The 25,428-nt window shown below is 72.2% G+C and carries 23 protein-coding genes; 13 read left to right on the forward strand and 10 right to left on the reverse strand.

Going from position 1 to position 25,428, the window contains the following annotated elements; genetic code table 11:
* Positions 1–38: 38 nt before the first annotated feature.
* Positions 39–1,196: a PucR family transcriptional regulator gene (locus tag DEJ49_RS26165; protein WP_223833004.1), complete on the reverse strand. Its 1,158-nt coding sequence runs from the start codon at positions 1,194–1,196 to the stop codon at positions 39–41.
* A 201-nt stretch (positions 1,197–1,397) separates the two neighbouring features.
* Here DEJ49_RS26165 and DEJ49_RS26170 point away from each other — a divergent pair, with 201 nt between their 5' ends.
* The gene (locus DEJ49_RS26170) at positions 1,398–2,324 is read left to right on the forward strand and encodes a proline dehydrogenase family protein (protein ID WP_150186380.1); all 927 of its coding nucleotides are present in this window, start codon (positions 1,398–1,400) and stop codon (positions 2,322–2,324) included.
* A 57-nt stretch (positions 2,325–2,381) separates the two neighbouring features.
* Positions 2,382–4,022 carry an L-glutamate gamma-semialdehyde dehydrogenase gene (gene pruA, locus DEJ49_RS26175; protein WP_150186381.1) on the forward strand — a complete coding sequence of 547 codons (1,641 nt, stop codon included), beginning with the start codon at positions 2,382–2,384 and terminating at the stop codon, positions 4,020–4,022.
* Between the two features lie 99 nt (positions 4,023–4,121).
* On the opposite strand, the gene bla is transcribed toward pruA, so the two are convergent.
* Together bla and DEJ49_RS26185 are read right to left on the reverse strand one after the other, a co-directional pair.
* Complete coding sequence (bla, locus tag DEJ49_RS26180) at positions 4,122–5,027, reverse strand: class A beta-lactamase (protein WP_150186382.1); 906 nt, start codon at positions 5,025–5,027, stop codon at positions 4,122–4,124.
* On the reverse strand, positions 5,024–5,407 hold the full coding sequence (locus DEJ49_RS26185) for a MerR family transcriptional regulator (protein ID WP_150186383.1): 384 nt from the start codon (positions 5,405–5,407) through the stop codon (positions 5,024–5,026). Before DEJ49_RS26185 ends, bla begins: the two co-directional genes overlap by 4 nt.
* Before the next feature lie 55 nt (positions 5,408–5,462).
* Between DEJ49_RS26185 and DEJ49_RS26190 the strand changes: the two genes are divergently transcribed.
* Positions 5,463–6,581 carry an alkene reductase gene (locus tag DEJ49_RS26190; RefSeq protein WP_150186384.1) on the forward strand — a complete coding sequence of 373 codons (1,119 nt, stop codon included), beginning with the start codon at positions 5,463–5,465 and terminating at the stop codon, positions 6,579–6,581.
* On the opposite strand, the gene DEJ49_RS26195 is transcribed toward DEJ49_RS26190, so the two are convergent.
* Genes DEJ49_RS26195 through DEJ49_RS26210 form a run of 4 tightly spaced genes read right to left on the reverse strand, consistent with a single transcriptional unit; the run spans position 6,560 to position 9,988 of the window.
* Positions 6,560–7,267: a nitroreductase family protein gene (locus DEJ49_RS26195; protein ID WP_150186385.1), complete on the reverse strand. Its 708-nt coding sequence runs from the start codon at positions 7,265–7,267 to the stop codon at positions 6,560–6,562. The genes DEJ49_RS26190 and DEJ49_RS26195 overlap by 22 nt on opposite strands.
* 56 nt (positions 7,268–7,323) lie before the next feature.
* Positions 7,324–8,535, reverse strand: coding sequence for a lysophospholipid acyltransferase family protein (locus tag DEJ49_RS26200; protein WP_150186386.1), 1,212 nt, complete (start codon positions 8,533–8,535; stop codon positions 7,324–7,326).
* Positions 8,532–9,407 carry a phosphatidate cytidylyltransferase gene (locus DEJ49_RS26205; RefSeq protein WP_150186387.1) on the reverse strand — a complete coding sequence of 292 codons (876 nt, stop codon included), beginning with the start codon at positions 9,405–9,407 and terminating at the stop codon, positions 8,532–8,534. The genes DEJ49_RS26200 and DEJ49_RS26205 overlap by 4 nt, the downstream gene beginning before the upstream one ends.
* Complete coding sequence (locus DEJ49_RS26210) at positions 9,404–9,988, reverse strand: CDP-alcohol phosphatidyltransferase family protein (RefSeq protein WP_150186388.1); 585 nt, start codon at positions 9,986–9,988, stop codon at positions 9,404–9,406. Before DEJ49_RS26210 ends, DEJ49_RS26205 begins: the two co-directional genes overlap by 4 nt.
* A gap of 76 nt (positions 9,989–10,064) precedes the next feature.
* Here DEJ49_RS26210 and DEJ49_RS26215 point away from each other — a divergent pair, with 76 nt between their 5' ends.
* Positions 10,065–10,592 (forward strand): GNAT family N-acetyltransferase, encoded by a 528-nt coding sequence (locus tag DEJ49_RS26215; RefSeq protein WP_223833005.1) that lies wholly within the window; start codon positions 10,065–10,067, stop codon positions 10,590–10,592.
* Here the strand turns inward: DEJ49_RS26215 and DEJ49_RS26220 are convergent.
* Positions 10,589–11,599, reverse strand: coding sequence for an NADP-dependent oxidoreductase (locus tag DEJ49_RS26220; protein WP_150186390.1), 1,011 nt, complete (start codon positions 11,597–11,599; stop codon positions 10,589–10,591). The two genes, DEJ49_RS26215 and DEJ49_RS26220, sit on opposite strands and share 4 nt — an antisense overlap.
* A gap of 99 nt (positions 11,600–11,698) precedes the next feature.
* Here DEJ49_RS26220 and DEJ49_RS26225 point away from each other — a divergent pair, with 99 nt between their 5' ends.
* A complete protein-coding gene (locus tag DEJ49_RS26225; protein ID WP_150186391.1) occupies positions 11,699–12,607 on the forward strand; it encodes a LysR family transcriptional regulator in 909 nt (302 codons plus the stop codon).
* 209 nt (positions 12,608–12,816) lie between these two features.
* Complete coding sequence (locus DEJ49_RS36780) at positions 12,817–12,945, forward strand: hypothetical protein (protein ID WP_263398816.1); 129 nt, start codon at positions 12,817–12,819, stop codon at positions 12,943–12,945.
* Positions 12,946–12,956: 11 nt separating this feature from the next.
* On the opposite strand, the gene DEJ49_RS26230 is transcribed toward DEJ49_RS36780, so the two are convergent.
* Positions 12,957–14,549 carry a purple acid phosphatase family protein gene (locus DEJ49_RS26230; protein WP_150186392.1) on the reverse strand — a complete coding sequence of 531 codons (1,593 nt, stop codon included), beginning with the start codon at positions 14,547–14,549 and terminating at the stop codon, positions 12,957–12,959.
* Between the two features lie 128 nt (positions 14,550–14,677).
* Between DEJ49_RS26230 and DEJ49_RS26235 the strand changes: the two genes are divergently transcribed.
* Together DEJ49_RS26235 and DEJ49_RS26240 are read left to right on the forward strand one after the other, a co-directional pair.
* A complete protein-coding gene (locus DEJ49_RS26235) occupies positions 14,678–15,727 on the forward strand; it encodes a 3-isopropylmalate dehydrogenase (protein ID WP_150186393.1) in 1,050 nt (349 codons plus the stop codon).
* A gap of 246 nt (positions 15,728–15,973) precedes the next feature.
* Complete coding sequence (locus DEJ49_RS26240; protein WP_150186394.1) at positions 15,974–17,068, forward strand: branched-chain amino acid aminotransferase; 1,095 nt, start codon at positions 15,974–15,976, stop codon at positions 17,066–17,068.
* 216 nt (positions 17,069–17,284) lie between these two features.
* Here the strand turns inward: DEJ49_RS26240 and DEJ49_RS26245 are convergent, their stop codons facing one another.
* Positions 17,285–18,739 (reverse strand): cytosine permease, encoded by a 1,455-nt coding sequence (locus tag DEJ49_RS26245; protein ID WP_150186395.1) that lies wholly within the window; start codon positions 18,737–18,739, stop codon positions 17,285–17,287.
* A gap of 160 nt (positions 18,740–18,899) precedes the next feature.
* Between DEJ49_RS26245 and DEJ49_RS26250 the strand changes: the two genes are divergently transcribed.
* The 5 genes from DEJ49_RS26250 (at position 18,900) to DEJ49_RS26270 (ending at position 25,370) form a co-directional block, all read left to right on the forward strand.
* Complete coding sequence (locus DEJ49_RS26250; protein WP_150186396.1) at positions 18,900–19,937, forward strand: agmatine/peptidylarginine deiminase; 1,038 nt, start codon at positions 18,900–18,902, stop codon at positions 19,935–19,937.
* Between the two features lie 14 nt (positions 19,938–19,951).
* Positions 19,952–20,560 carry a TetR/AcrR family transcriptional regulator gene (locus DEJ49_RS26255; RefSeq protein ID WP_150186397.1) on the forward strand — a complete coding sequence of 203 codons (609 nt, stop codon included), beginning with the start codon at positions 19,952–19,954 and terminating at the stop codon, positions 20,558–20,560.
* Between the two features lie 114 nt (positions 20,561–20,674).
* Complete coding sequence (locus DEJ49_RS26260; protein ID WP_150186398.1) at positions 20,675–21,937, forward strand: TolB family protein; 1,263 nt, start codon at positions 20,675–20,677, stop codon at positions 21,935–21,937.
* Between the two features lie 352 nt (positions 21,938–22,289).
* Entirely contained in the window at positions 22,290–23,894 is a 1,605-nt protein-coding gene (gene cimA, locus DEJ49_RS26265; protein WP_150186399.1) for a citramalate synthase, read from the forward strand.
* A gap of 72 nt (positions 23,895–23,966) precedes the next feature.
* Positions 23,967–25,370: a hypothetical protein gene (locus DEJ49_RS26270; RefSeq protein ID WP_150186400.1), complete on the forward strand. Its 1,404-nt coding sequence runs from the start codon at positions 23,967–23,969 to the stop codon at positions 25,368–25,370.
* The last annotated feature ends 58 nt before the right edge of the window (positions 25,371–25,428 follow it).

Raw genomic sequence — 25,428 nt, forward strand, 5'->3', positions numbered from 1 at the left:
CCCCACGATCATGTGCATGGCGGTCCGTTGCGTGGCTCTTACAGTCGTGACGACTTCAGGACCATGTGCAGCAGCAGACGGTCCTCGCCCTCGTCCAGATCGAGTCCCGTGAGCTGTTCGACACGGGACAGGCGGTAGTAGAGGGTCTGGCGGTGGATGCCCAGTTCGGCGGCGGCGCGGCCCGCCTGGCCCGCGCAGTCGAGGAACACCTCGGCGGTGCGGGCGAGTTCGCGGTGGGCGGGGCCGAGGAGCTCCGTGCCCACGGGGTCGTGGGCCGCCTCCGGGGGCAGCGCGGTAAGCAGGCGGTAGGGGCCCACGTCCGACCACTGCGCCACCGGCCCGAACCGCCGCTCCGCCAGCGCGGCGCGCGCCGCCCCCGACGCCTCCCACCAGGCCGCGCCCAGATCCTCCAGGCCGTGCCGGGCCCCCGCGATGCCGGCCGCCGCGCCCGGCGCCGCGTCCAGGAGGCGCGACGCCGCCGTGTGCGCGGGCGCGAGCGCGTCGGCCGAGCGCAGCCGCACCAGGGCCGCGAGGGACTGCGCGGTCGTGCCCCACGGCACCGTGCACACCGCAGCCGCGCCCGGCACCGTACGGGCCGCCGGGGCGTCGTCCGGGTCCGCCGAGCGCCACGGGGCCACGCACACCACGGCGTGCAGGCCCTCGCCGCGCGCGCCGAGCGCCGTGCGCAGGGCGGCCACCGCCATGTCGCGCTGCCAGCCGCGCTCGGCCGTCAGGACCGCGCGGAACTCCCGGGTCAGGTCGGCGCCCGCCTGCGCCTCGTCGGCGAGCAGCGCGCCGATCCGGGTGGCCACCTCCATGGCGGCGGTCAGCTGCTGATCGCTCGGCCCCGGCTCCCCGTCCAGCAGCCATACGTATCCGAGGGCGAACCCCCGGTGGCGTACGGGAAGGCAGATGCGGCCGCGGTGGACGCCGGCCTCCGGGGTGGGCGGGATGCGGACCGGGGCCGTGGCGCGGGTGATGCCGAAGCTCTCGAACCAGGAGCGGACCTCGGCCGTGGAGCGCCGGGTCAGGATCGAACGGGTCCTGACCGGGTCGAGGACGGCCGCGTCGAAGCCGCTCTCGCCGCCGTCGTGCGCGCCGAAGGCGATCAGCTCGAAATCCCGGTTCTCCAGGGTCGCGGGGGCGCCGAGCAGCGCCGAGATCTCGTCGACCAGTTCTTGGTAATCGCCCTTCATGGCCCCATTCTCGCGCGGCTCTGGACATTCTTCATACATCTGTCTGAGATCCAGGGCACGAACGCGTGACAGCTGTCGATGGCCCGCGTTCCGGTGGATCCTTAAATTTCACGGTGGTTCTCCGTGCCGTACCACCGCATTCCCTTCACGTAGGGCTATGTCGGTATGGCCCCCGTTTTCGTACACCCGTGGAGGTGCCCCGTGCTGGGTCCCGTGATCCTCGCCGCGTCGCGCAGCGACAAGATGCGCCGTTTTGTATCGGCGGCCCCCGGCACCAAGCAGGTCGTGGCCCGGTTCATCGCCGGTGAGGGGGTCGACCAGGTCGTCCCGATCGTCGCCGACGCCGCCGACAAGGGCCTCGAGGTCACCCTCGACGTGGTGGGCGAGGACATCACCACCGTCGAGCAGTCCCACGCCGCCCGCGACGCCTACCTCGAGCTCATCGAGCGCCTGAAGGACCTCGGGCTCGGCACCAGGGCCGAGATGTCCGTGAAGCTGTCGATGTTCGGCCAGGCGCTGGAGGGCGGCCACGAGCTCGCCCTCGCCAACGTGCGCCCCGTCGTCGAGGCCGCCGCCGCGATCGGCACCACGGTCACCCTGGACGCCGAGGACCACACCACCCTCGACTCGATGTTCGCCATCCACGAGGAGCTGCGGAAGGACTTCCCGCAGACCGGCTGCGTCATCCAGTCCTACCTGTTCCGCACGGAGGCCGACGCCCGCCGCCTGGCCGCCGCCGGCAGCCGCGTCCGCATCGTGAAGGGCGCCTACAAGGAGCCCGCCGAGGTCGCGTACCAGGACAAGGCGGAGATCGACAAGGCGTACGTGCGGATCATGCGCATCCTCATGGAGGGCGACGGGTACCCGATGATCGGGTCCCACGACCCGCGCCTGATCTCCATCGCGCAGGAGCTCGGACGCCGAGCGGGGCGCAAACTGGACGAGTACGAATTCCAGATGCTGTACGGCATCCGCAGCGACGAGCACCTGCGGCTCGCCGCCGAGGGCCACCGCATGCGGGTGTACACCGCCTACGGCACCGACTGGTACGGCTACTTCATGCGCCGTCTCGCGGAGAAGCCGGCGAACCTCCTCTTCTTCGGCCGCTCCATCCTCACCAAGGGCTGACCTCACCAAGGGCTGAGCTCCCTTTCCCCCGACCCCCCTTAAGGAGATACGGAACTCATGGACGCTGTGACCCAGGTCCCCGCGCCGGTCAACGAGCCGGTGCACGGCTACGCCCCCGGCTCCCCGGAGCGTGCCCGCCTCGAGACCAAGCTCAAGGAGCTCGCCGAGAACCCCATCGAGCTGCCGATGACCATCGGCGGCGAGAAGCGCCTCGGCGGCGGCGAGCCCTTCAAGGTCGTGCAGCCGCACAACCACCAGGCCGTCATCGGCACCGGCCGCGGCGCCACCCAGCAGGACGCCCAGGACGCGATCGACGCCGCCCTGGCCGCCGCCCCCGCGTGGCGCGCGATGTCCTTCGACGACCGTGCCGCGATCATCCTGCGCGCCGCCGAGCTGCTCTCCACGACGTGGCGCGAGACCCTGGCCGCCTCCACGATGCTCGGCCAGTCGAAGACCGCCCAGCAGGCCGAGATCGACACCCCGTGTGAGCTCGTCGACTTCTGGCGCTTCAACGTCAAGTACGCCCGTGACCTGCTCGCCGAGCAGCCCCCGGCCAACGCGACCGGCGTCTGGAACCGTCTGGACCACCGCCCGCTCGAGGGCTTCGTCTACGCGATCACGCCGTTCAACTTCACCGCCATCGCGGGCAACCTCCCCACCGCCCCCGCCCTGATGGGCAACGTGGTCGTGTGGAAGCCGTCCCCGACGCAGACGCACGCCGCCGTGCTGCTCATGCAGCTCCTGGAGGAGGCGGGCCTGCCCAAGGGCGTCATCAACCTCGTCACCGGTGACGGCATCGCCGTCTCCGAGGTCGCCCTGAACCACCGCGACCTGGCCGGCATCCACTTCACCGGCTCGACGCCGACCTTCCAGCACCTGTGGAAGACGGTCGGCGAGAACATCGCGAAGTACCGCACGTACCCGCGTCTCGTCGGCGAGACCGGCGGCAAGGACTTCGTCGTCGCCCACCCGAGCGCCGACCGCGCGATCCTGAAGACCGCGCTGACCCGCGGCTCCTTCGAGTTCCAGGGCCAGAAGTGCTCCGCGACCTCGCGCGCCTACATCCCGGCCTCCATCTGGAACGACGGGTTCAAGGAGGAGTTCGCGGCCGAGGTCGACGGCATCAAGATGGGTGACGTCACCGACCTGTCGAACTTCATCGGCGCCGTCATCGACGACCGCGCGTTCGCCAAGAACAAGGCGGCCATCGACCGCGCCAAGGCCGACGACACCTGCACGATCGTCGCGGGCGGCACCTACGACGACTCGGTCGGCTACTTCGTGCGCCCGACCGTCGTCGAGTGCACTGACCCGGCCAACGAGGTCTTCACGACCGAGTACTTCGGCCCGTTCCTCGCCGTGTACGTGTACGACGACAGCAAGGCCGACGCGTACGACGAGATGCTGACCCAGATGGAGTCGGTGTCCGACTACGCGCTCACCGGCTCGGTCATCGCCAACGACCGCGCCGCGGCCGCGTACACGATGGAGAAGCTCCGCTACGCCGCGGGCAACTTCTACATCAACGACAAGTCGACCGGCGCCGTCGTCGGCCAGCAGCCCTTCGGCGGCGGCCGCGCCTCCGGCACCAACGACAAGGCCGGTGCCCCGCAGAACCTGCAGCGGTGGACGCTGACCCGCGCCATCAAGGAGACGCTGGTCCCGCCGACCGAGTACGGCTACCCGCACATGGGCTGACGCCCACCAGGCCCTGACGGGCCCCCTGAACCCCGCCTCCGATCCGGGCCCCACCCCGATCGGAGGCGGTGTCTTTTTCCGGCTCGTCCGGACCGCGGGTCAGGTGAGGGCTTCGACGGCGATGCGGGTGATGTCCTCCGCGATCCGGTCCTCGCCGGGCGTGTCCGGGTCGAGCCGGGTCGTGTACACGGAGATGACCAGCGGCGCCTGCTTCGGCGGCCAGGCCACGGCGACGTCGTTGACGCCTCCGTAGGCGGGCGAGCCCGTCTTGTCGCCGACCCGCCACTCCTTCGGGACCCCGGCCCTGATCCGCTTGTCGCCGGTGGTGTTCTCCACCAGCCAGCGGGTCAACTGGCCGCGGTCGAGCGGGTGGAGGGCCTTGCCGAGGACGAGCTTGCGCAGGTTCGCGGTCATCGCCGCCGGGGTCGTCGTGTCCCGCCGGTCACCGGGGATGTTGGTGTTGAGGTCGGTCTCCCACCGGTCGAGCCGGGTGCGGGAGTCGCCGAGGGAGCGCGCGAACTCGGTGACACCGGCGGGCCCGCCGATGCGCCGCATCAGCAGATTGGCCGCGGAGTTGTCGCTGTAGGTGATGGTGGCGTCGCACAACTCCCGTACGGTCATGCCCGTTTCGAGGTGCATCTCGGTGCGCGGCGAGTACGTGATGAGGTCGTCGCGCCCATATCTGATGAGTACGTCGAGCAGACCGGGTTCCTGTTCGCGTGCCCGGCGCAGGATCGCCGCGGCCGCCAGGACCTTGAACGTCGAGGCGATGGCGAAGCGTTCGTCCGCGCGGTAAGCGACGACGGCGCCGGTGCCGGTGTGCAGGGCGTGGACGCCTATGCGGCCCGGATAGCTCTCTTCCAGGGCGCGCAGGCGGCGGGCGGCGTCGGAGGGGGTGGCGGAGGCGACGGGGGCCGCGGCGCTCGCGGTGCCGGAGACCGAGAGGAGCACGGGGGCGGCGGCCGCGGTGCCGAGGACGGCGCGGCGGGATGCGGATGGCGTCATGATCCAGACGGTACCGGCAGCGGGTTCCTGGACGCCGCGGTGATCACCTCGTCCAGGACGTCGCGGGCCCGCAGCAACTCGGCGACCTGGCGGTCGATCCTGGCCCGCTCCTCCGTCAGCTCGTCCACCAGCCAGGGGGTCGCGGACGCGGAAGGGCCGCCGTCCTTGTCCCGCATGCACGGAAGCAGCTGCACGATCTTCGCGCTGCACAGGCCCGCCGCGAACAGCTCCTGGATGTGGACGACACGGTCCACGGCGGCCTCCGGGTAGTCGCGGTGACCGCCCGGGGTGCGGTCCGCGTACAGCAGGCCCTGCTCCTCGTAGTAGCGCAGGGACCGCTCGCTCACAGCGGTACGCTTCGCCAGCTCGCCGATCCTCACGCCGTGCTCCTTCGCACTTGAATCTCACACCGGTGTCAGCTTCTACCGTTCCGGCATGACGAACACCGCGCTTCTCTCGCCCTATTCCGCAGGCCCCCTCGGCCTCCTCCGCAACCGCATGGTGATGGCCCCCATGACCCGCGCACGCGCCGCGGAGGACGGCACCCCGCTGCCCGTCGTCGCCGACCACTACGCCCAGCGTGCGGGCGCCGGGCTCATCGTCACCGAGGGCATCTGGCCCAGCAGCCGCGGCCAGAGCGGCTGGCGCTACCCGGGGCTGCAGACCGCCGCCCACGTCGAGGGATGGCGGCGGGTCACCGACGCCGTGCACGCCAAGGGCGGCCGCATCTACGCGCAGCTGATGCACGGCGGCCGCAACGGTCACCCCCTGGCCCGCATCGACGGGGACCTGCCGCTCGCGCCGTCCGCCGTCACGCCGCCCGGCCACGCGCACGGCCCGGACGGCACCAAGCCCGACTACGTCGCCCCGCGCGAGATGACCCGCGACGACATCCGCACGGCGGTACGGGACTTCGTGGACGCCGCCCGCAACGCCGTCGCGGCCGGCTTCGACGGCGTCGAACTGCACGGCGCCAACAGCTACTTGATCCACCAGTTCCTCGCCGACAACACCAACCTGCGCGACGACGAGTACGGGCGGGGCTCCGTCGCCGACCGCATCCGCTTCGCCGTCGAGGTGGTCCGCGCCGTCGCCGACGCCATCGGGGCCGCACGGCTCGGGCTGCGGCTCTCGCCGGGCAACCCGCAGTTCGGCATGGCGGAGGCCGACCCCGGGCCCGTCTACCGCGCGCTGCTCGACGAGCTCGACGGGCTCGGCCTCGCCTACCTCCACCTCACCGACAACGACCGCTACCCGGCCCTCGCCGACCTGCGGCCCCGCTGGCACGGCGTCCTCATCGGCAACGTCGGCGAGAACGGCGACCCGACGACTCGTGAGGCGGGCGAGGCCGTCCTCGCGACCGGCCTCGCCGACCTCGTGTCGTACGGGCGGGGGTTCATCTCCAACCCGGATCTGCCCGAACGGTTCGCCGCGGGAGCACCTCTCCAGGAGATCGACGAGGCCCACCTCTACACGCACGGCGCGGAGGGCTACACCGACTACCCGGCCCTCGCGGACCTCCTGGTCTCCGCTCAGACCTCCACGAGCACCTGATCCAGCGACTTCCGTACGAGATCGGGGACCCGGCAGTCCGCCGCCGGATACCCCACCGGGATCACCGCGAACGCCTTCTCGTTCTCGGGGCGGCCCAGCACCTCCCGCAGGAACCGCATCGGGCTCGGCGTGTGGATGAGCGCGGCGAGGCCCGACAGGTGCAGGGCGGACAGCAGCATCCCCACCGCGATGCCGACCGACTCGTCCACGTAGTAGTGCTTGTGCTTGGTGCCGTCCTCGCCCAGCCAGTACCGCTGCTGGAAGACGACGATCAGGGCGGGCGCGTCCGTCAGATGCGGCTTCACCTCGTCCGTGCCGAGGGGGCGCAGGGCCGCGAGCCACTCCTCGCCGAGGCGCCCGTCGTACGAGATCTGCTCCTCGTGCTCCGCCGCCTCGCGGATGCGGCGGCGGACCTCCGGGTCCTGGACGAGGACGAACGTCCACGGCTGCTGGTGCGCGCCGGACGGCGCGGTCGCCGCGCACGCGATGGCGTCCCGCACGACCTGCTCGGGCACGGGGTCCGGAGCGAACTGCCGCACGGTGCGGCGCTCCTGCATCCGCTCCCTCAACTCGGCCGCGTGCGCCAGGGATTCGGCCACGGGCATGCGGTCCGGGCGGTAGGGGACGGAGCTGTAGGGCTCGCCGTGGATGGGGGTCCACTCTCGCTGCTGCTCGGTGTCAGACATGCTCCGATTCTGGGGTGAGGGACGGTGTCCGCGCCATGGTGCAGACCAATGTGTGATCAGCTCCAGCCACGCACGATCAGGGCCAGACCCACGGCGAACCCGGTGCCGAGCAGGGCCAGATAGAGGGGATAGCGGCGGCGGAGGCGGTGGGCGAGGAAGCCGAGGGCGCCGAAGGCGAGTCCCACGGCGAGGGTGCGGGAGCCGCGCGAGAGGGCCGAGCGGGCCAGCCAGTCGGCCGGGGTGATGTCGGCGCGGCCCGCCTCACGTGCGTACACCTTGAAGGGGATGCCGTTCCAGGGCTGGTGGCGGACGGCCGCCGCGGATGCGACGGCGAGCTCGTGGCGGACCTCGGCGCGCATCCGGTCCGTGGTGAGGGGCTGCGGCAACTGCACGCCGGAGGCCGAGAGTTGAAGGGCGAGCAGGCCTCCGGCGAGGCTGCCCGCGAGCGCCGCCAGCGACAGCTTGAGGGCCCTGCGCGGCGCCGCGACGCACACGATCGCGAGGAACAGCTCCGGCATCAGCGGCCAGCTCAGCGCCTCCGCGCCCGCCCACAGGAAACCGGCGAGCAGCCCCCAGCGGGAGCCCGCGGCCGCGGCGACCCGCTTGCGCGCCGCCGAGTCCGCCAAGGGCTCCTGCGTCGTACGCCGGTGCAGCGCCGCCACCGCGTCGCGGGCCTCGGCCGGAGTGGCCGACGCGGGCAGCGGGGCGCCGACGGCGACGCGGACCAGGGCGGGGCGGAGCCTGCCGTGCTTGGGCAGCAGGCGGTCCGTGCCCGCGATGGCCACCGGCACGACGGGCACGCCCGCGTGCTCCGCGAGGACGAGAGCGCCGCGGTGGAACGACCCCAGTGCGCCGTCCCGGCCGCGCGTGCCCTCGGGGAAGAGGACCACGGCGCGGCCCGCGCGCAGGGCGTCGGTCCTGGTCAGGAGGTCGTCCATGCCGCCACCCGTGCGGCGCACCGGGAAGCCCGCGGCGAGGCGGCTGCAGATCCGGCGCCGCCAGGGGGAGGCGAACCAGTAGTCGGCGGCCGCGCCGATCGCGGGGGAGTGGCGGGCGTCGAGGGCGGCGAGCAGGGCGGCGGTGTCGGCGTGCGAGGAGTGGTTGGCGACGACGACGCAGCCGCCGCGCGGCAGGCGCCCGCGCCGCTCCACGCCTCCGGTGAGGGTGAGCAGGGTCCACCACAGGGCACGGCGCAGGACGGCGGGGAGGGCAAGCCCCTGTGGCGTAACGGCCTTGCAGGTCGGTCGAGTTGGGGAGGGTGTCCTCACAGCGTCACCGCCATCGTCAGCAACAGCGCCACCAGCAGCGAGTCGATCCGGTCGAGCAGGCCGCCGAAGCCGGGCAGCCAGGTGCCCGCGTCCTTCACGCCCGCCTCACGCTTGACCATCGACTCCATGAGGTCGCCGAGGACGCAGCCGACGAGGACGGCGGCCCACAGGACGGGGGTGAAGGCGCCGACCGCAGCCAGGGCGGCGGCGGTTGCCGCGGCCGCGCCCGCGACGCCTGCCCACGTCTTGTCGGGGGAGAGCGGGGAGAGCGCGCGGGCGAGCGGGCCGGTGCGGCCGAGCGCGGTGCCGCCGCACCACGCGCCCACGTCACCGAAGGCCACGGCGACGCCGACGGCCACCGCGGTGTCGCCCAGCAGGACGAGGCCGCACAGCGGGAGCGGGATCCACAGGAGCCCGAAGAGCGTGCGGCACGCGCGCGTGAAGCCTTCGTCCGCGTCCCCGGAGAACAGCGCCACCGCGGCGGCGGCGATCAGGAGAGCGGCGACCGCCCGCAGGTCGAGGGCGTCGGGCGCGGCCCACGCGATGCCGGGCACGGCCACGGCCGCCACCCCGAGCACCGCCCGCTCACCGCGGGGCAGCGCGGCCATCCGCGCGTACTCGCCGACCGCGACCACCCCGAGCCCGGCCGCGAGCGCGAACGCCCCCGCCCGCCCCACGAAGAACGCCCCGAGGAACAGCGGCGCGGCAAGTGCCCAGGTCCGCCACCGCTTGCGCAGCTCGGCCCGCATCCGCACCCGCGAGGGCAGCGCGGCGACGGCGACACCGCCGGCGCCGAGCACCCCGGCGACGACGGGCACGGCCCGCCCCACCGCCTCCCCCGCGACTCCACCCACGACGAGCGCCGCACTCATCGCGCACCGCCGTCCAGCTCGCGCCACAGGCGCCCGAGCCGCAGCGCCGCCGTCAGCGCCGAGCCCGCCGCGAGGACCGCGAGGACCGGCACCGTCCAGCCGGACGCCGCCGCGACCACGACCAGCGCGCAGCGTTCCGTCTTGCCGACCGGGCCGCCGTTGAGGCGGTCCGCGCCCGCCGCCACGCCGGCCAGGGAGACCCACGACGGGAGGGTCGCCGCGAGGCCCGCCGTCGCCACCAGCCACAGCGGGGCCAGCGGCAGGAAACCCGCGAGGACGACCAAGTCGGCCGCGCGGTCGCCGAGTTCGTTGAGGAGCGCGCCCCTGCGCGTCGTACGGCCCGTGGCACGGGCGAGCGCGCCGTCCAGGTTCGCGAAGGCCAGGCGCGCGGCGAGCAGGAGGGCCACCAGTGGCGCCGCGTACCCGGAGGGAACGATGGCGAGGGTCAGCGCTGCGCCCGCGGCGCACACGACACCCGCCAGCGTGAGGGTGTCCGGTGACACCTCGCGGCGGGCCAGCGCCGCGCGCACGCCGGACAACTTGTCCGCGTACCAGGGCTTGAGAGCGTAGAGGCCGTTCATGGCACCGACTCTGCCGCCGTCCGGGCGCGCGCAAATCGGGGTGCGTACTCAGCTGCGGCCTGAGTACCGTAGGGACGTGACCACCCTGCGCAGAGCCCACACCAGTGACCTGACGGCGGCCGAACTCCGGGACGCGCGCGCCCTGATGGACGCCGCCTTCGACGACGACTTCAGCGACCACGACTGGGAGCACGGACTCGGTGGCGTCCACGCCCTCATCCACGACGAGACCGGCGCGCTGCTCGCCCACGGTGCCGTGGTGCAGCGGCGCATCCTGCACGACGGACGCTCCCTGCGGATCGGATACGTCGAAGCGGTCGCCGTCCGGCCCGACCGCCAGCGGCAGGGCCTCGGCGGACAGATCATGGGCGCCCTGGAACAGGTCATCGACGCGGCGTACGAACTCGGCGCGCTCTCCGCGTCCGACGACGGCGCGCGGCTCTACCTCTCGCGCGGCTGGCAGGAGTGGAAGGGCGCGGTCGGCACGCTCGGGCCGACGGGCGTGATCCACATGCCTGATGAGGAGCCCCCGCTGCTCTGGGGTGCGGACCTCGACCCGGCGCACGAGATCCTCATCGACTGGCGTGACGGGGACGTGTACTAGCGGCCGCCATCGGCTGTTCCCGCGCGGACGATCATCTTTCCGCGGTTCTCGCCGCGCAGCATCCCCAGGAACGCGTCCACGATCCCGTCGAACCCCTCGACCACCGTCTCGTCGAGACCGACCCGCCCGCTCTGCAGGTGCGGCACCACGAACTCGTAGAGTTCCTCCTGCAGTTCGTAGTAATCGCGCACGAGGAAGCCCTCCATGCGCAGGCTCTTCTCGACGATGTCGGGGAGGTTGCGCAGCGCGTAGGGCGCGCCCGTCGCGTTGTACTGCGCGATCGTGCCGACCCGTACGATCCGTCCGCGCTCGCGCAGCGTGGAGATCGCGGCCTCCAGGTGCTCGCCGCCCACATTGTCGACGTACACGTCGATGCCGTCGGGCGCCGCCTTCGCGAGGAGGTCGGCGGCCGGCCCCGCGTGGTAGTCGAAGACCTCGTCGTAGCCGACGTGCTCGGTGAGGTACGCCGCCTTCGCCGCCGTGCCCGCGCTGCCCACCAGGCGTCCCGCGCCCATGAGCCGGGCCAGGCGGCCGGTGGCCGTGCCGACTCCGCCCGCCGCCGCGGACACGAACAGGTCCTGGCCCGCGCGGAGTTCGGCGACGCGGGTGAGGCCGACGTAGGCGGTGAGACCCGTGCCGCCGAGGATGCCCAGGTGCGCGGAGAGGGGCACGCCGTCGAAGCGGGGGAGGACGCGCACCTCGTCCGGGGTCACCACGGCGTGCGTGCGCCAGCCCTGACGGTGGGCCACGATGTCGCCCTCGGCGAGGGCGGGGTCGCGGGACTCGACGACGCGGCCGATGGTGCGGCCCTCCAGCGGGGCGTGGAGCGCGAAGTCGCCGTCCATCATTTCGCGGTGGTACGGGTCGACGGACCAGTAGAGGCCTTCGACCAGGGCGGTGCCGGGCGTGGGGCGGGGGAGCGGGGACTCCACGAAGGCGAAGTGGTCGGCGGTGGGGAAGCCGTGGGGGCGGGACGTCTGGTGCACGGTGAGCGCGGTGTCGGTCATGTCCGTGACCGTAGGCAGGAATGCGGCCGCCGGGGAGCGGGTTGCGCTCATGGAACGGCCCGGACCATGAAGGGCCCTCATAGAAGCAGGTGAGCCCCGGTGTCCCGGACGACGACGCCCGCCGATCTCGCGCCGCACGAGCTCCGCATCCTGGTCGCGGTCGACCGCGAGCGCGGGTTCTCGGCCGCCGCGCAGGCCCTGGGCCTGACCCAGTCCGCGGTCTCGCACTCCATCCGCGGCACGGAACGCAAGGTCGGTGCCGTGCTGTTCGAACGCGGCAGGAAGGGGGCGACGCCCACCCCTGCGGGGGCCGCGGCGGCCGCGCACGCCCGGCGCGTGCTGCGGCTCCTCGACACACTGGTCGCGGAGGCGCGGGGGGCCGCCCGGGGCGACGGGGGTGCCGAGGGGAGTGCGACGGAGGGGACGCTGCGCATCGCCGCGTTCCGCAGCGCCGCGCTGCACCTGCTGCCGGCCGCTCTGGCACGGCTCGCCGTGAGCCATCCCGGGATCAGGCCGGAGGTGCGGGTGGTGCGCGAGCTGGGCGCGGGCACGGCGGGGGAGGTCGCCGAGGGGCGCGCCGACGTGGGGATCGCGACGCTCGGGGGCAGCTCACCGGTGCCGCCCGGACTCATCGGCGACGTACTCCTCGAAGAGCCCTACGCGCTGGTGCATCCGGCGGGCCACCCCGACCCGCGCTCGCTGCCGCTGGTGGACTGGCACGAGAACTGCGGCTCGTACACGCGGGAGTGGTGGCGTCGGCAGGACTGGATTCCCTCGGCGACCGTCCTGACCGAGGACGACGGAGCAGTGCTCTCGATGGTGAGCAACGGTCACGGAATGGCGATCATGCCCGCCCTCTCCCTCACCGGAGCACCGGACACCGTTGAGATCACCGATCTCGGAACGGAGCGCCCGACCCGCTCCGTGGGCTATGTCACCACCCCTGAGCTGGCCGTTTCCGTAGCCGTACGCGCCCTGATCCGCGAGCTCAGGGCGGCACGCGCGTGAAGCCCGTCTCAGATAGTAGGAAGTCCGAGTAATCGTGGAGACAGACGCTCCGTCCTCCCTTAGCTTGGAAGAAGCCGAACGTCTCGCTCGATCAAGCGAATGGCGGTCGTGAGCCGGAGCCGCGCGCAGGCGAACCCTGCCGCTCCGTCGCTCCCCGCCCCTCCGGCGTCTCGAACGAATACACCCTTCCCTCAAGGAGTGGATCCCCCATGGCCGAGACGACCGCCCGCCGAGTCCGTCACACCTCCCGCACCAGCGACGCCGAGCGCAGGAACGCCGCCGCCGCCCTCCAGCGAGCCCTCGACCGCCGGGACAACGGCGGCGAGACGGGGCACTGAGTCCGCCGGGCTCACCGAGTCCCGCGCACGACCTCGAAGTGGTCGACGCGTTCGCCGTTCTCGGCGAGCGCGGAGACCGAGAGCCTGGGGCGCGCACCTGCTGTGACCTCGACCGCGAGGAACGAGAAGCCGGTGTAGCGCACCCGCGACCACGCCACGGTGTCGGGGTCGTGACGGCGTGACGTCGTCCAGTGGAAGGTCGCGATGCTCTCGCGATCGTGGACGTTGCCCTCGTAGCTGTCCCGCACCCCCGGACCGAAGCCGTACAGGTCCTTGCCCGCGCCGCCCGCGGTGACATACACGATGCCGTCGCGCGTCGGATCGGTCGACGCGCCGACCGGCACGGGCTTGCCGACCTCGCCGTTCTTGATGGCGTCCGTGCGTTCGTACACGTGGTTGTGGCCGTTGACGACCAAATCCACCTGGTGCCTGGTGAACAGCTCAAGCCACGCGTCGCGCACCCCGCCGTCGGAGGCGTGCGTCGACGTCGAGTACATGCAGTGGTGGAAGAAGACCACCACGAAGTCGACGGTGTCGTCCGCGCGCAGCTCGCGCAGGCGCCGGTCGAGCCAGGCGGTCTGTTTTCCGTCCGTGTAGCCCTTGTTGGCGGGGATCTCGTACGAGACGTCGTTGGCGTCGAGTGCGACGACGCCGACATTCCCGTACCGGAAGGAGTAGACGCCCGGCGCGTTCTCCGGGTCGGGGCCGTTCTCCGGCAGCGACCAGCGGGCGCGCTGCCCGCCGTAGCCGTTCGGCGAGTACCACGCCTCCATGTCGTGGTTGCCGGTGGTCACCATCCACGGCACCGACTTCGCGACGGACTCCGTCTGCGCGAGGAAGGTGTCCCAGACGCGCGCGTCGTACGTGTCCGTCTCCTTGCCGTGCCCCGTGGTGTCCGCGTAACAGATGTCGCCCGCGTGCAGGTGGAACGACGGGTTCTGGCCCAGGATCACCTGGTCGTTGGCGAGCGCGTGGTAGCTGACGCCCTGGTCGCCGAAGGCCGTGAAGACGAACTTCTCCGGGTGCGCGGGCGCGGTCCTGAACGTGCCGAGCGTCGCCATCCGCTCGGGCGACGCCGGGTCGAAGCCGTCGTGGCCGACGCCGTAGTAGTACGTCGTGCCGGGCCGCAGGCCGTCGAGCGCCGCGTGCAGGTAGTACTGCTCGACAGCGGGCAGTTTCTTCGACAGCGACGGGGTGCGCAGGTCGCGCACCTCCGCCTCGACCTTCCGGTCGAGCTCCCAGGGCTTCGTCCCCACGCGTACGTAAGGGGACTTGACGGCGAGCGGCACCTGCCAGGAGATCCGCATCTGCGTCTTCGGGTCGGCGCCGAAGGCGAGGTGCCGGCCGAACGGGGCGACGTACCGGCCGTCGACGCGTACGGGTGCGGGCGTGCCGCTCGTGCCCACGGCGGCGGCCGCGGGCGACCCGTCGGCAGTGCCCGAACTGCCCGCCAGCAGGCCGACCCCGCCCACCGCACCCGCCGTCGCGAACGAACTGGCGAGGACCTTGCGGCGGGAGAACTTCGCGCGCAGGTACTCGTGCTGCTCCGGCATGCTCAGCCGCGCCGCGAGCCGCTCCGGGATGCCGACATCGGGAGTGTCCATGGCAGGGAATTTCCCAGTGGGCCCCAACCCCAGCCCTACGCCCGGGTGAACAGAAGCGGTCCGCCAAGCGGCTGTCCGCATGCCGGACACGTCATGTCATCCCGTGGGACGAAGAGTACGGTGCTTGCATGTCGGCCAGTTCTCGCAGCATCAATCTCGCAGTCATCCCCGGAGACGGCATCGGCCAAGAGGTCGTGGCCCAGGGGCTCAAGGTCCTCAACGCCGTGCTTCCGCAGGATGTGAAGCTCGAGACGAAGGAATTCGACTTCGGTGCCAAGCGGTACCACGCGACCGGTGAGACCCTCACCGACGCCGACGTCGAAGAGCTCAAGCAGCACGACGCGATTCTGCTCGGCGCCATCGGCGACCCCTCGGTCCCGTCCGGTGTCCTGGAGCGCGGCTTCCTGCTGAAGCTCCGCTTCCTCTTCGACCACCACGTCAACCTGCGGCCCTCGAAGCTGCTCCCCGGTGTCGCGACGCCCCTCAAGGGCCAGCCCGAGATCGACTTCGTCGTCGTGCGCGAGGGCACCGAGGGTCCGTACACCGGCAACGGCGGCTCGATCCGCACCGGGACGCCGCACGAGGTGGCCACCGAGGTCTCCGTGAACACCGCGTTCGGTGTGGAGCGCGTGGTCCGCGACGCCTTCGCCCGCGCGCAGGCCCGCCCCCGCAAGAAGCTGACGCTGGTCCACAAGAACAACGTCCTCGCGTACGCCGGGCACCTCTGGACCAACGTCTTCAACCGGGTGGCCAAGGAGTTCCCCGAGGTCACCACCGACTACATCCACGTCGACGCCGCGACGATCTACCTCGTCACCGACCCCGGCCGCTTCGACGTGATCGTCACCGACAACCTCTTCGGCGACATCATCACCGACCTCGCCGCGGCCGTCTCCGGCGGCATCGGCGTCGCGGCCTCCGGGAACATCAACCCGAGCCGCGAGTTCCCGTCCATGTTCGAGCCGGTGCACGGCTCGGCCCCGGACATCGCGGGTCAGGGCAAGGCGGACCCGTCCGCCACGGTCCTCTCCGTCGGTCTCCTCCTGCGCCACCTCGGGTTCGAGGCCGAGGCCGCGCGCATCGAGGAGGCGGTCTCCGCCGACCTCGCGGAGCGCGGCGAGACGGTCCGCACCACCGAGCAGATCGGCGACGCGCTCGCCGTACGGGTGGCGCGCTGACCCGGTAGCTCGAAGATCGAGGAGAAGCCGCCGGGCCACGCAGGACACCCGGCGGCTTCTCGTACGCACCGTCCGGGTGTCACCATCGACCCCCGGGCCGCAAACATGCCGTTTCTCCCACGGGACCCCACGAGCGATAATCGAACGAGGGGCCGTGAAAGCAACAGGGAAACTCGGACGTCCTAGTACTGGGCGTGCGGATGTGAGCGCGGTCCGTCACCATCACACGTGAAGGACGAAGTACTCATGACGACGACCCCGAGCATCGAGCTCAAGCCCTCATCGACGCCGCTGGCCACCGCCGAGCGCGAGGCGATCCTGGCGAACCCCGGGTTCGGCCGCCACTTCACCGATCACATGGTGACGATCAAGTGGACGGAGGGCCGCGGCTGGCACGACGGGCAGCTCGTGCCGTACGGCCCGCTCTCCCTCGACCCGGCCACGAACGTCCTGCACTACGCGCAGGAGATCTTCGAGGGCCTCAAGGCCTACCGGCAGCCCGACGGCACGGTGGCCACGTTCCGGCCGGACGCCAACGCCCGCCGCTTCCAGTCCTCCGCGCGCCGCCTCGGCATGCCCGAGCTGCCCGTCGAGACGTTCATCGAGGCGTGCGACCTGCTCGTGAAGCAGGACATCGACTGGGTGCCGGCGCACGGCGGCGAGGAGTCCCTCTACCTCCGCCCCTTCATGATCGCCACGGAGGTCGGCCTGGGCGTGAAGCCCGCCAACGAGTACCTCTTCGTCGTCATCGCCTCGCCCGCCGGCGCGTACTTCCCCGGCGGCGTGAAGCCCGTCTCCATCTGGCTCTCCGAGGACCGCGTGCGGGCCGTGCCCGGGGGCATGGGCGACGCCAAGACCGGCGGCAACTACGCGGCGTCGCTGCTCGCGCAGGCGGAGGCGGCGGCGAAGGGCTGCGACCAGGTCGCCTACCTCGACGCCGTCGAGCACAAGTGGGTCGAGGAACTGGGCGGCATGAACCTGTACTTCGTGTACGGCAACAAGATCGTCACCCCCACCCTGACGGGCTCGCTGCTCGCGGGCGTCACCCGCGACTCTTTGCTGTCGGTCGCCCGTGACCTCGGCTACGAGTCGGAGGAGGCGCGGGTCTCCATCGACCAGTGGAAGACGGACTCCGAGAACGGCACGCTCACGGAGGTCTTCGCCTGCGGCACGGCGGCGGTCATCACGCCCGTCGGCACGGTGAAGTGCAATGCGGGGGAGTGGCAGCAGAGCGGGGGGCAGCCGGGTGAGGTCACGCTGAAGCTGCGTGAGGCGCTGCTCGACATCCAGCGGGGCAAGGCGGCGGACCAGCACGGCTGGATGCACGGGCTCGGGGGCTGAGGGCCTTGGCGGTGTGACTGCAGCCCCGCGGCTTGCGCCTGCGGGGCTGTTGCCTGTCCGCCGTCGTCCGCGGGCCGGTGGGGGCTGATCGCGCAGTTCCCCGCGCCCCTTAAGAACGCCGGCCCGGCTGTGGCTGATCGCGCAGTTCCCCGCGCCCCTAAAGATGCGCAGTTCCCCGCGTCCCTGAAACCCCCGCCCCTGGGCGGCGGAGCCGCTTCAGGGGCGCGGGGAACTGCGCGACCAGCCCCCACCGGGCTGCAGGTGAAGAGCCGAGGGGTCGGCGGGGGGCTGGACGGCGCGGGGCGTCAGGGAGAGGTAGGCCGCCGCGCCCACCACCCCCGAGAGCAGGAAGCTGCAGTCGACCCCGCCGGTCAGGGCGAGGAGCGGGCCCTCGTACGAGGGGAGGGAGACGGCCAGGACGCCCACCCCGGCGCCCAGCGCCCACGCCGTCGTCGCCCGCGCGTTCCAGCCGCCGCGGAACCAGTAGACGCCGCCCCGCGCGCGGCGGTTGAAGACCTGGAGGGCGTCCGCGTCGTACTCCCCGCGGCAGCGCGCGAAGCCGATGAGGGTGATCACGGCCCACGGCGTGCCGATCGCCGTGAGGAGCAGCACGAAGGACGTCATCGCGTCCTGCGCCTCCCACGCGTAGTGGCCGACGAAGACGCAGGCCGTGGCGACGACGGCGACCGTGTACGTGGCGCGGGCGCGGGACGCGCGGGGCAGGATCGCGTCCAGGTCGAGGCCCATGGAGTAGAGCATCAGGCCCGCGTTGCCGACCGATCCCGCGGACGCGGCGAGGAGGAGCGGAACCAGGTACCAGGCGGGGGACGCGTCGACGAGTCCGCCCGCGTAGTCGAGCGCCGCCCGCGCCGCGTACGCCGTGAACGTGCCGAAGAGCTGGGGGAGCAGGAGCCCGGCGAGCAGGCCGAGCCACGCCGCGCCGAGGACCGCGCGGGAGCTGTGGCGGGCCGGGGAGATGTAGCGGGTGTAGTCGCCGAGCAGGGTGATGAAGGCGATCGGGCCGGAGAGGCCCGCCGCGACCAGCGCCAGCAGCCACGTCGGCCAGAACGAGCCGAGCGCGTAGCCCCCCGCGCCGGGCAGCGCGGTGGTCGTGAAGTCGGGGGCGTAGGCCACGACGCCGAGCGCGAGCAGCGCCGTCATGCCGACGGCGAGGACGCGGGAGAGGCGCAGCAGGACGCGGTAGCCGTAGACCGCGCCGGTCACCGTGGCCGCCGCGAGCAGGGCGTAGATCAGGGAGTACGCGAATCCGTCGGCGGGCACGCCGAGGAGGCGGTGCAGCGTGCCGACCATCACGTCGCCGCCGATCCAGATCGTCAGCGCGGTGTAGCCGAGGGACAGGAGCAGGCCGACGACCGAGCCGACGAGCCGGCCGCGGACCCCGAACTGGGCGCCGGACGACGTCGAGAGGTTCGTGCCGGTGCGCAGGGAGACCAGCGCGAGCGGCGCGGTCAGCGCCGTGCCGATCACCGTGCCCGCCACGACCGCGCTCACCGATTGCCACCAGCCGAGGCCGAACGACACCGGCAGCCAGCCGAAGACGATCACCCCCAGGCAGAGGTTCGAGCCGATGAGGATCGAGACGAGATCGCGGGGGCCGCTGGTGCGCTCCCCGTCCGGGATGGTGTCGACTCCGCGCTGTTCTATCGGCATGAGGGTGCCCCTGACGCTCGCTTGGTCCCAATGGTTGCCCCACTTTTGAGCAGCGCTCAATGTGACGTGTAATTGGTCCCGCCGTCAATGCTTCCCGCATGCGGATCTCGTAGTTAGAGTGTTGCTCTAATCAGCTCCTCCCTTCGTGAAGGTGTACGCCATGACCGCTGCCGCCGACGGCTTCCGCATGCCCGCCGAGTGGGCCCCGCACGAGCGCACCTGGATGGCGTGGCCGTGCCCCAACCCGACGTTCGACGACCCGGAAGGCCTCGACGCGTCGCGTCTCGCGTGGGCGAACGTCGCCCGTGCCGTACGCCGCTTCGAACCCGTCACCGTCGTGTGCGGCCCCGCGCAGTCCACGTACGCCGCGGAGCTGCTCGGCCCGGACATCGAGGTGACCGAGCGGGAGCTCGACGACGCGTGGATGCGGGACATCGGGCCGACGTTCCTCACCGACGGCAAGGGCGGCCTCGCCGCCGTCGACTGGACGTTCAACGGCTGGGGCGCCCAGGAGTGGGCCCGCTGGGACCACGACTCCAAGGTCGGGGCGTACGTCGCCGACCTCGCCGGAGCGCGGACGTACGCCTCGAAGCTCGTCAACGAGGGCGGCGGCCTACACGTCGACGGCGAGGGCACCGTGCTGCTCACCGAGACCGTGCAGCTCGGCCCCGAGCGCAACCCCGGCTGGACGAAGGAGCAGGTCGAGGCGGAGATCCACGCCCACCTCGGCACCACCAAGGCGATCTGGCTGCCGCGCGGCCTCACCGCCGACTACCCGGGCCACGGCTACGGCACCCTCGGCCACGTCGACATCGTCGCCGCCTTCGCCGCGCCCGGCGTCGTCGTCGTGCACTCCCAGCGCGACCCCGCCCACCCCGACTTCGAGGTCAGCAAGGAGGTCGTCGCGGCCCTCACCGGGCAGACGGACGCCCGCGGCCGCACCCTGCGGATCGTCGAGGTGCCCGCGCCGACCGTCCTGAAGGACGACGAGGGCTGGGTCGACTACTCGTACATCAACCACTACCTCTGCAACGGCGGCGTCGTCCTGTGCGCCTTCGGCGACCCCAACGACGAGATCGCGGCGGGCATCTTCCGCTCTCTCTTCCCCGACCGGACCGTGACGCTCGTCGACGCCCGTACGATCTTCGCGGGGGGCGGTGGCATCCACTGCATCACCCAGCAGCAGCCGAAGGTGTGATCAAGGAGTACGGAATGGCCGGTCAGGCCCGCGCGCGGAAGAACGCCCCGCCGCGTGAGGACGTGTTGGCGGCCGCCATGGAGATGATCGCCGAGCGCGGCCTGGAGAAACTGACCATGGCCGCGCTCGGCCGTGCGGTCGGCATGAGCTCCGGCCATCTCCTCTACTACTTCCGCACCAAGGACGAGCTGCTCCTGCGCACCCTGGAGTGGAGCGAGGGCCGCCTCGGCGCCGAGCGCGGCCGCCTCCTCGCACGGCGCGGCACGGCGCGCGAGCGCCTCGACGCGTACGTCGAGCTGTACGTCCCCGACACCGTCGGCGACCCGCACTGGACGCTCTGGCTGGAGGTCTGGAACCGGTCCCTCAACGCCGACGAGGAGGGCCGCGACCGGCAGGCCGCGATCGAGGGGGCCTGGCACCGCGACCTGGTGGCGCTGCTCGCCGAGGGGGTCTCGCGCGGCGAGTTCGGCACGGTCGACCCCGACCGCTTCGCGACCCGGCTGCGGGCGCTGCTCGACGGGTTCTCCATCCATGTGGCGATCGGGCTGCGGGGGACGGGCCGGGACCAAGTCCTCGCACATGTGGGGGAGTTCCTGGACGCCGGGCTCGCCACGGACTCCTAGCGGCCCGTCGAGGTTGTACGCACTCCGGCTGATTGCCCGGCGCCCTGCCGGTGCGCTTGTATCCCGGTGGGTATCGCTCGACGGCGAGCGAAGGGAACATCGGGGGACTCGATCATGTACTGCACCCATCGCAAGCGCATCGCGCTGGCCGCCGCCGCGGGCGTCGTCGCGGCCACCGTCACCGCCCTGCCGGCCGCCTTCGCCGCCGACCCGGCCGTGGCGCCCCGCACCGAGGGCATCAGCGTCACCGCGGGGGGCCACGCCGCGAACGGCCGGTCCGCGGGGGCCGTGATCAGCCGCGACGGCAGGTTCGCGGCCTTCGACTCCGAGGCCACCGACCTGGTGCCCGGCGACACGAACGGGGCGCGCGACATCTTCGTACGCGATCTGCGCACCGGGAAGACGGAGCGCATAGCCGTCGCGGGACGCCAGGTCGGCGGGCCGTCCCTGAGCGCCGACGGCCGCTACGTCGCGTTCGTCTCCAGCCCCGCGGACTCCTACTCCGACCGGGATGTGCGCCTGCACGACCGCAGGACGGGGAAGACCGAGCGCCTCGACGTCGAGCTGCCCGACGGGTACCCCGGCGACAGCGCGGGCAGCGTCTCCCTCAGCGCGAACGCGCGCTACGCCGTCTTCGACACGGACGGACCGCGGTTCGACGGCACGGCCGTCTTCCTGCGCGACCGCAGGACCGGCACCACCGAGAGGATCAGCCACCCCTATGCGGGCGGCGACGGTGAGCGCAACGCCCACTCGGCGACCGTCAGCGACAACGGCCGGTACGTCGTCTACGCCAGCTCCTTCGTCAACGGGCCGCGCGGCGACGACTGGAGCGACCTGTGGCTGCGTGACCGCAAGACGGGCGGCCTCTCCCAGATCGACCGCTCCCACGACGGCGCCAAGACGGAGAAGGAGTCCCTGCGGCCGTCCCTCAGCGGCGACGGCCGCACCGTCGTCTTCGAGTCACGGGACACCCACCTCGTGCCCGACGACAACGACGCCTCCTGGAACGTGTTCGTGCACGACGTGGCCTCCGGCCGCAACCAGCGCATCCACGGCACCCAGGGCGGCCCCGGCGAGGTGTACACCCGCTCGCCCGCGATCAGCGCCGACGGCCGGTATCTGACGTACATGTCGGAACTCGCCGAGACGGGCAGCGCGTACGGCAAGGAGTGGCCGACCTACCTCCGGGACCTGCGGAAGGGCACCACCACGCTCGTCTCCCCGGACACGAGCGGCGGCGCCGCGACGGCCGACGTCCTGCCCGGCGGCATCGCGCGGAACGGCGCCCGCGTCACCTTCACGTCGTCGGACGCGACCCTTCTTCCGGGTGACACGAACGACGGCGACGACGTCTTCGTACGCCACCTGCGCTGACGCCTCAGCTGTGCGGGTCCGTGCGGGTCCGTCCTGCGGGCGGCGCGTCCCACGTGTCGCCCGCATCGTGAGACAGGGCCCCCGCGGCGCGGCAAAGCGTGGCAAGCTGCCTCCGTGCTCTCGTTCGCCATGATTATTGGCAGCAGGCGCGCCGGTCCGCAGTGACCGCCTCGTATCCATCACGTACGGGCGGACACCGTCGCCTCGACCCGCGCGCAGACCTCTCGCACCCGCGAGGGGTTTTTTCGTTTCCCGGCCCAACTGCAGCCGGACACGGAGCGCGCGGGATCATGGGGGGTGGTGGAGCCGGTCATTCCGGTAGACCGAGATCCGACACAGGAGCCAGATCAGCATGACGGAAACCAGCACACCCGACGATTCCTTCCACGTCTTCGACACGACGCTGCGCGACGGCGCGCAGCGCGAAGGCATCAACCTCACCGTCGCGGACAAGCTGACCATCGCGCGGCACCTGGACGACTTCGGCGTCGGCTTCATCGAGGGCGGCTGGCCGGGCGCCAACCCGCGCGACACCGAGTTCTTCGCGCGGGCCAAGGACGAGATCACCTTCCGGCACGCGCAGCTCGTCGCCTTCGGCGCGACCCGCCGCGCGGGCGCCAAGGCCGCCGACGACCCGCAGGTCAACGCGCTCCTCGCGTCCGGCGCGCCCGTCATCACCCTCGTCGCCAAGGCCCACGACCGGCACGTCGAGCTGGCCCTGCGCACCACCCTCGACGAGAACGTGGAGATGGTCCGCGACACGGTCTCCTACCTCGTCGCGCAGGGCCGCAGGGTCTTCGTCGACTGCGAGCACTTCTTCGACGGCTACCGCGCCAACCCCGAGTACGCCAAGGCCGTCGTCCGCGCCGCCTCCGAGGCCGGCGCCGACGTCGTCATCCTGTGCGACACCAACGGCGGCATGCTGCCCGCCCAGGTCCAGGCCGTCGTCTCCACCGTCGTCGCCGACACCGGTGCCCGGCTCGGTATCCACGCCCAGGACGACACCGGCTGCGCCGTCGCCAACACCCTCGCCGCCGTCGACGCGGGCGCCACCCACGTCCAGTGCACCGCCAACGGCTACGGCGAACGCGTCGGCAACGCCAACCTCTTCCCCGTCGTCGCCGCCCTGGAGCTCAAGTACGGCAAGCAGGTCCTGCCCGAGGGCTCGCTGCGCGAGATGACGCGCGTCTCGCACGCCATCGCCGAGGTCGTGAACCTCACCCCCTCCACGCACCAGCCCTACGTCGGCGTCTCCGCCTTCGCGCACAAGGCCGGACTGCACGCCTCCGCCATCAAGGTCGACCCGGACCTCTACCAGCACATCGACCCGGACCTCGTCGGCAACCGCATCCGCATGCTGGTCTCCGACATGGCGGGCCGCGCCTCCATCGAGCTCAAGGGCAAGGAGCTCGGCGTCGACCTCGGCGACGACCGCGAGCTGATCGGCCGCGTCGTGGACCGCGTCAAGGAGCGCGAACTCCAGGGCTACACGTACGAGGCCGCCGACGCCTCCTTCGAACTGCTGCTCCGCGAGGAGGCCGAGGGCCGCGCCCGCCGCTACTTCCGCGTCGAGTCCTGGCGGGCCATCGTCGAGGACCGCCCCGACGGCACGCACGCCAACGAAGCCACCGTGAAGCTGTGGGCCAAGGGCGAGCGCATCGTCGCCACCGCGGAGGGCAACGGCCCGGTCAACGCCCTCGACCGGGCGCTGCGGGTCGGCCTCGAACGCATCTACCCGCAGCTCGCCAAGTTGGAGCTCGTCGACTACAAGGTCCGCATCCTGGAGGGCAAGCACGGCACGTCCTCCACCACGCGCGTCCTGATCTCCACGACCGACGGCGTCGGCGAGTGGTCGACGGTCGGCGTCGCCGAGAACGTCATCGCCGCGTCGTGGGGCGCCCTTGAGGACGCCTACACCTACGGACTGCTGCGGGCCGGGGTCGAGCCCGTGGAGTAGTCCGCGGGAGGAGGGGTACGCCGGTGGGGTCCGCGCCCCCCGTCGGGGGTCCGTCTGGGTTACGTTCGAAGTATGAGGAATCGGACGAAGCGGATCACGGTGGGACTCTCCGGACTGCTGCTCACCCTGGGTGCCGTGTCGTTCACGGCGGCGCCCGGGGTCGCGGCGGCTCCTGCGGCTTCGGCGGCATCCGGGACGCAGGACGCCTCCAGCGTGTCGGTCGTGGCCGACGCCTGGAAGAAGAGTCCGGTCTACGTCGATCCCGCGGCGTCGGACCAGCTCTCCGGGGAGCAGGCCGACGCCCTCGCCGAGAAGATCAAGAAGGCCGACAAGCCGGTCTTCGTCGCCGTGCTGCCGGACGACTTCCCGCAGCAGGCCCTCTTCCGCCAGCTGCGCACCGAGACCGGCGTGACCGGTCTCTACGCGGTCCGGCTCGGCGACGGCTTCGACGCGAAGGCCGACCGGTCCGTGCTGACCGGCAACGCCGTCGCCAACCTCGTCTCCCTGGTCCAGGGCGAGAACGCCCCGCAGCAGCTCGACCGCTTCGTCGGCCAGGCCCTCGTCCAGGCCCGCGGCAGGGCCCCCGAGTCCTGGGGCGGCGGCACGGACAACAGCGTCTCGCCGGGCGCCCTGATCGGGGTCGGCGTGGTCGTCGTGGCGGGCGCGGGAGGCGCGTACGCGATCGTCCGGCGCAAGAAGCGGCGCCACGAGGAGATGCAGCGCGAATCGCTGCGCAAGCTGTCCGTCGTCGTCGACGAGGACATCACCGCGTTCGGCGAGGAGCTCGACCGGCTCGACTTCCACCCCGCGGAGGCCGGCGCGGACGACGCGATGCGCGCGGACTACGAGCGCGCGCTCGACTCGTACGAGAAGGCGAAGTCGTACATGGCGGCCGCGACGCGCCCCGAGGACGTACGGGCCGTCACCCAGGCGCTGGAGGACGGCCGCTTCTCGCTGGCCCTGCTCGCCGCGCGCCGGGAAGGGCGCGAGCTGCCCGAGCGGCGGGCCCCCTGCTTCTTCGACCCCCGGCACGGCCCCTCGGTCGAGGACGCGACGTGGGCGCCCGCGAACGGCGCGGAGCGCTCGGTCCCGGTGTGCGCGGCGGACGCGGCACGTCTGGCGGACGGCGAGGACCCGATGGTGCGGACCGTCGCCACGGAGTCCGGGGAGCGGCGCCCCTACTGGGAGGCCGGACCCGCGTACGGGCCGTGGGCGGGCGGGTACTTCGGCGGCGGCATCCTGCCGGGGCTCCTCGTCGGCACGATGCTCGGCGGCATGATGTCGAGCCCCGCGTACGCGGCGGACCACGGCGCCGGATACGGGGACTTCGGTGGCGGCTACGAAGGCGGCGACTACTCGGGAGCGGACTTCGACCCGTCGGACTTCGGGGGCGGGGACTTCGGCGGTGGCGGGGGTTTCGGGGGCGGCGGCGACTTCGGCGGCGGTGGGGACTTCGGGGGCGGGGGCGGGTTCTGAGCCCCGACGGTTGACGCCACACTTAACGAGACGATACGGTCCGTCTTGTTGTCAGTCG

It is taken from the genome of Streptomyces venezuelae (assembly GCF_008642335.1).
Classification (GTDB): domain Bacteria; phylum Actinomycetota; class Actinomycetes; order Streptomycetales; family Streptomycetaceae; genus Streptomyces; species Streptomyces venezuelae_F.

Excerpts from the sequence above, each read along its gene's own strand:
- DEJ49_RS26240 (WP_150186394.1), top strand. The coding sequence starts at position 15,974 with ATGACGACGACCCCGAGCATCGAGCTCAAGCCCTCATCGACGCCGCTG.
- DEJ49_RS26190 (WP_150186384.1), top strand. The coding sequence starts at position 5,463 with ATGACGAACACCGCGCTTCTCTCGCCCTATTCCGCAGGCCCCCTCGGC.
- DEJ49_RS26205 (WP_150186387.1), bottom strand. The coding sequence starts at position 9,407 with ATGAGTGCGGCGCTCGTCGTGGGTGGAGTCGCGGGGGAGGCGGTGGGG.
- DEJ49_RS26195 (WP_150186385.1), bottom strand. The coding sequence starts at position 7,267 with ATGTCTGACACCGAGCAGCAGCGAGAGTGGACCCCCATCCACGGCGAG.
- DEJ49_RS26220 (WP_150186390.1), bottom strand. The coding sequence starts at position 11,599 with ATGACCGACACCGCGCTCACCGTGCACCAGACGTCCCGCCCCCACGGC.
- DEJ49_RS26270 (WP_150186400.1), top strand. The coding sequence starts at position 23,967 with ATGAGGAATCGGACGAAGCGGATCACGGTGGGACTCTCCGGACTGCTG.
- DEJ49_RS26230 (WP_150186392.1), bottom strand. The coding sequence starts at position 14,549 with ATGGACACTCCCGATGTCGGCATCCCGGAGCGGCTCGCGGCGCGGCTG.
- DEJ49_RS26210 (WP_150186388.1), bottom strand. The coding sequence starts at position 9,988 with ATGAACGGCCTCTACGCTCTCAAGCCCTGGTACGCGGACAAGTTGTCC.
- bla (WP_150186382.1), bottom strand. The coding sequence starts at position 5,027 with ATGACGCCATCCGCATCCCGCCGCGCCGTCCTCGGCACCGCGGCCGCC.
- pruA (WP_150186381.1), top strand. The coding sequence starts at position 2,382 with ATGGACGCTGTGACCCAGGTCCCCGCGCCGGTCAACGAGCCGGTGCAC.
- DEJ49_RS26250 (WP_150186396.1), top strand. The coding sequence starts at position 18,900 with ATGACCGCTGCCGCCGACGGCTTCCGCATGCCCGCCGAGTGGGCCCCG.
- cimA (WP_150186399.1), top strand. The coding sequence starts at position 22,290 with ATGACGGAAACCAGCACACCCGACGATTCCTTCCACGTCTTCGACACG.
- DEJ49_RS26245 (WP_150186395.1), bottom strand. The coding sequence starts at position 18,739 with ATGCCGATAGAACAGCGCGGAGTCGACACCATCCCGGACGGGGAGCGC.
- DEJ49_RS26260 (WP_150186398.1), top strand. The coding sequence starts at position 20,675 with ATGTACTGCACCCATCGCAAGCGCATCGCGCTGGCCGCCGCCGCGGGC.
- DEJ49_RS26255 (WP_150186397.1), top strand. The coding sequence starts at position 19,952 with ATGGCCGGTCAGGCCCGCGCGCGGAAGAACGCCCCGCCGCGTGAGGAC.
- DEJ49_RS26165 (WP_223833004.1), bottom strand. The coding sequence starts at position 1,196 with ATGAAGGGCGATTACCAAGAACTGGTCGACGAGATCTCGGCGCTGCTC.
- DEJ49_RS36780 (WP_263398816.1), top strand. The coding sequence starts at position 12,817 with ATGGCCGAGACGACCGCCCGCCGAGTCCGTCACACCTCCCGCACCAGC.
- DEJ49_RS26235 (WP_150186393.1), top strand. The coding sequence starts at position 14,678 with ATGTCGGCCAGTTCTCGCAGCATCAATCTCGCAGTCATCCCCGGAGAC.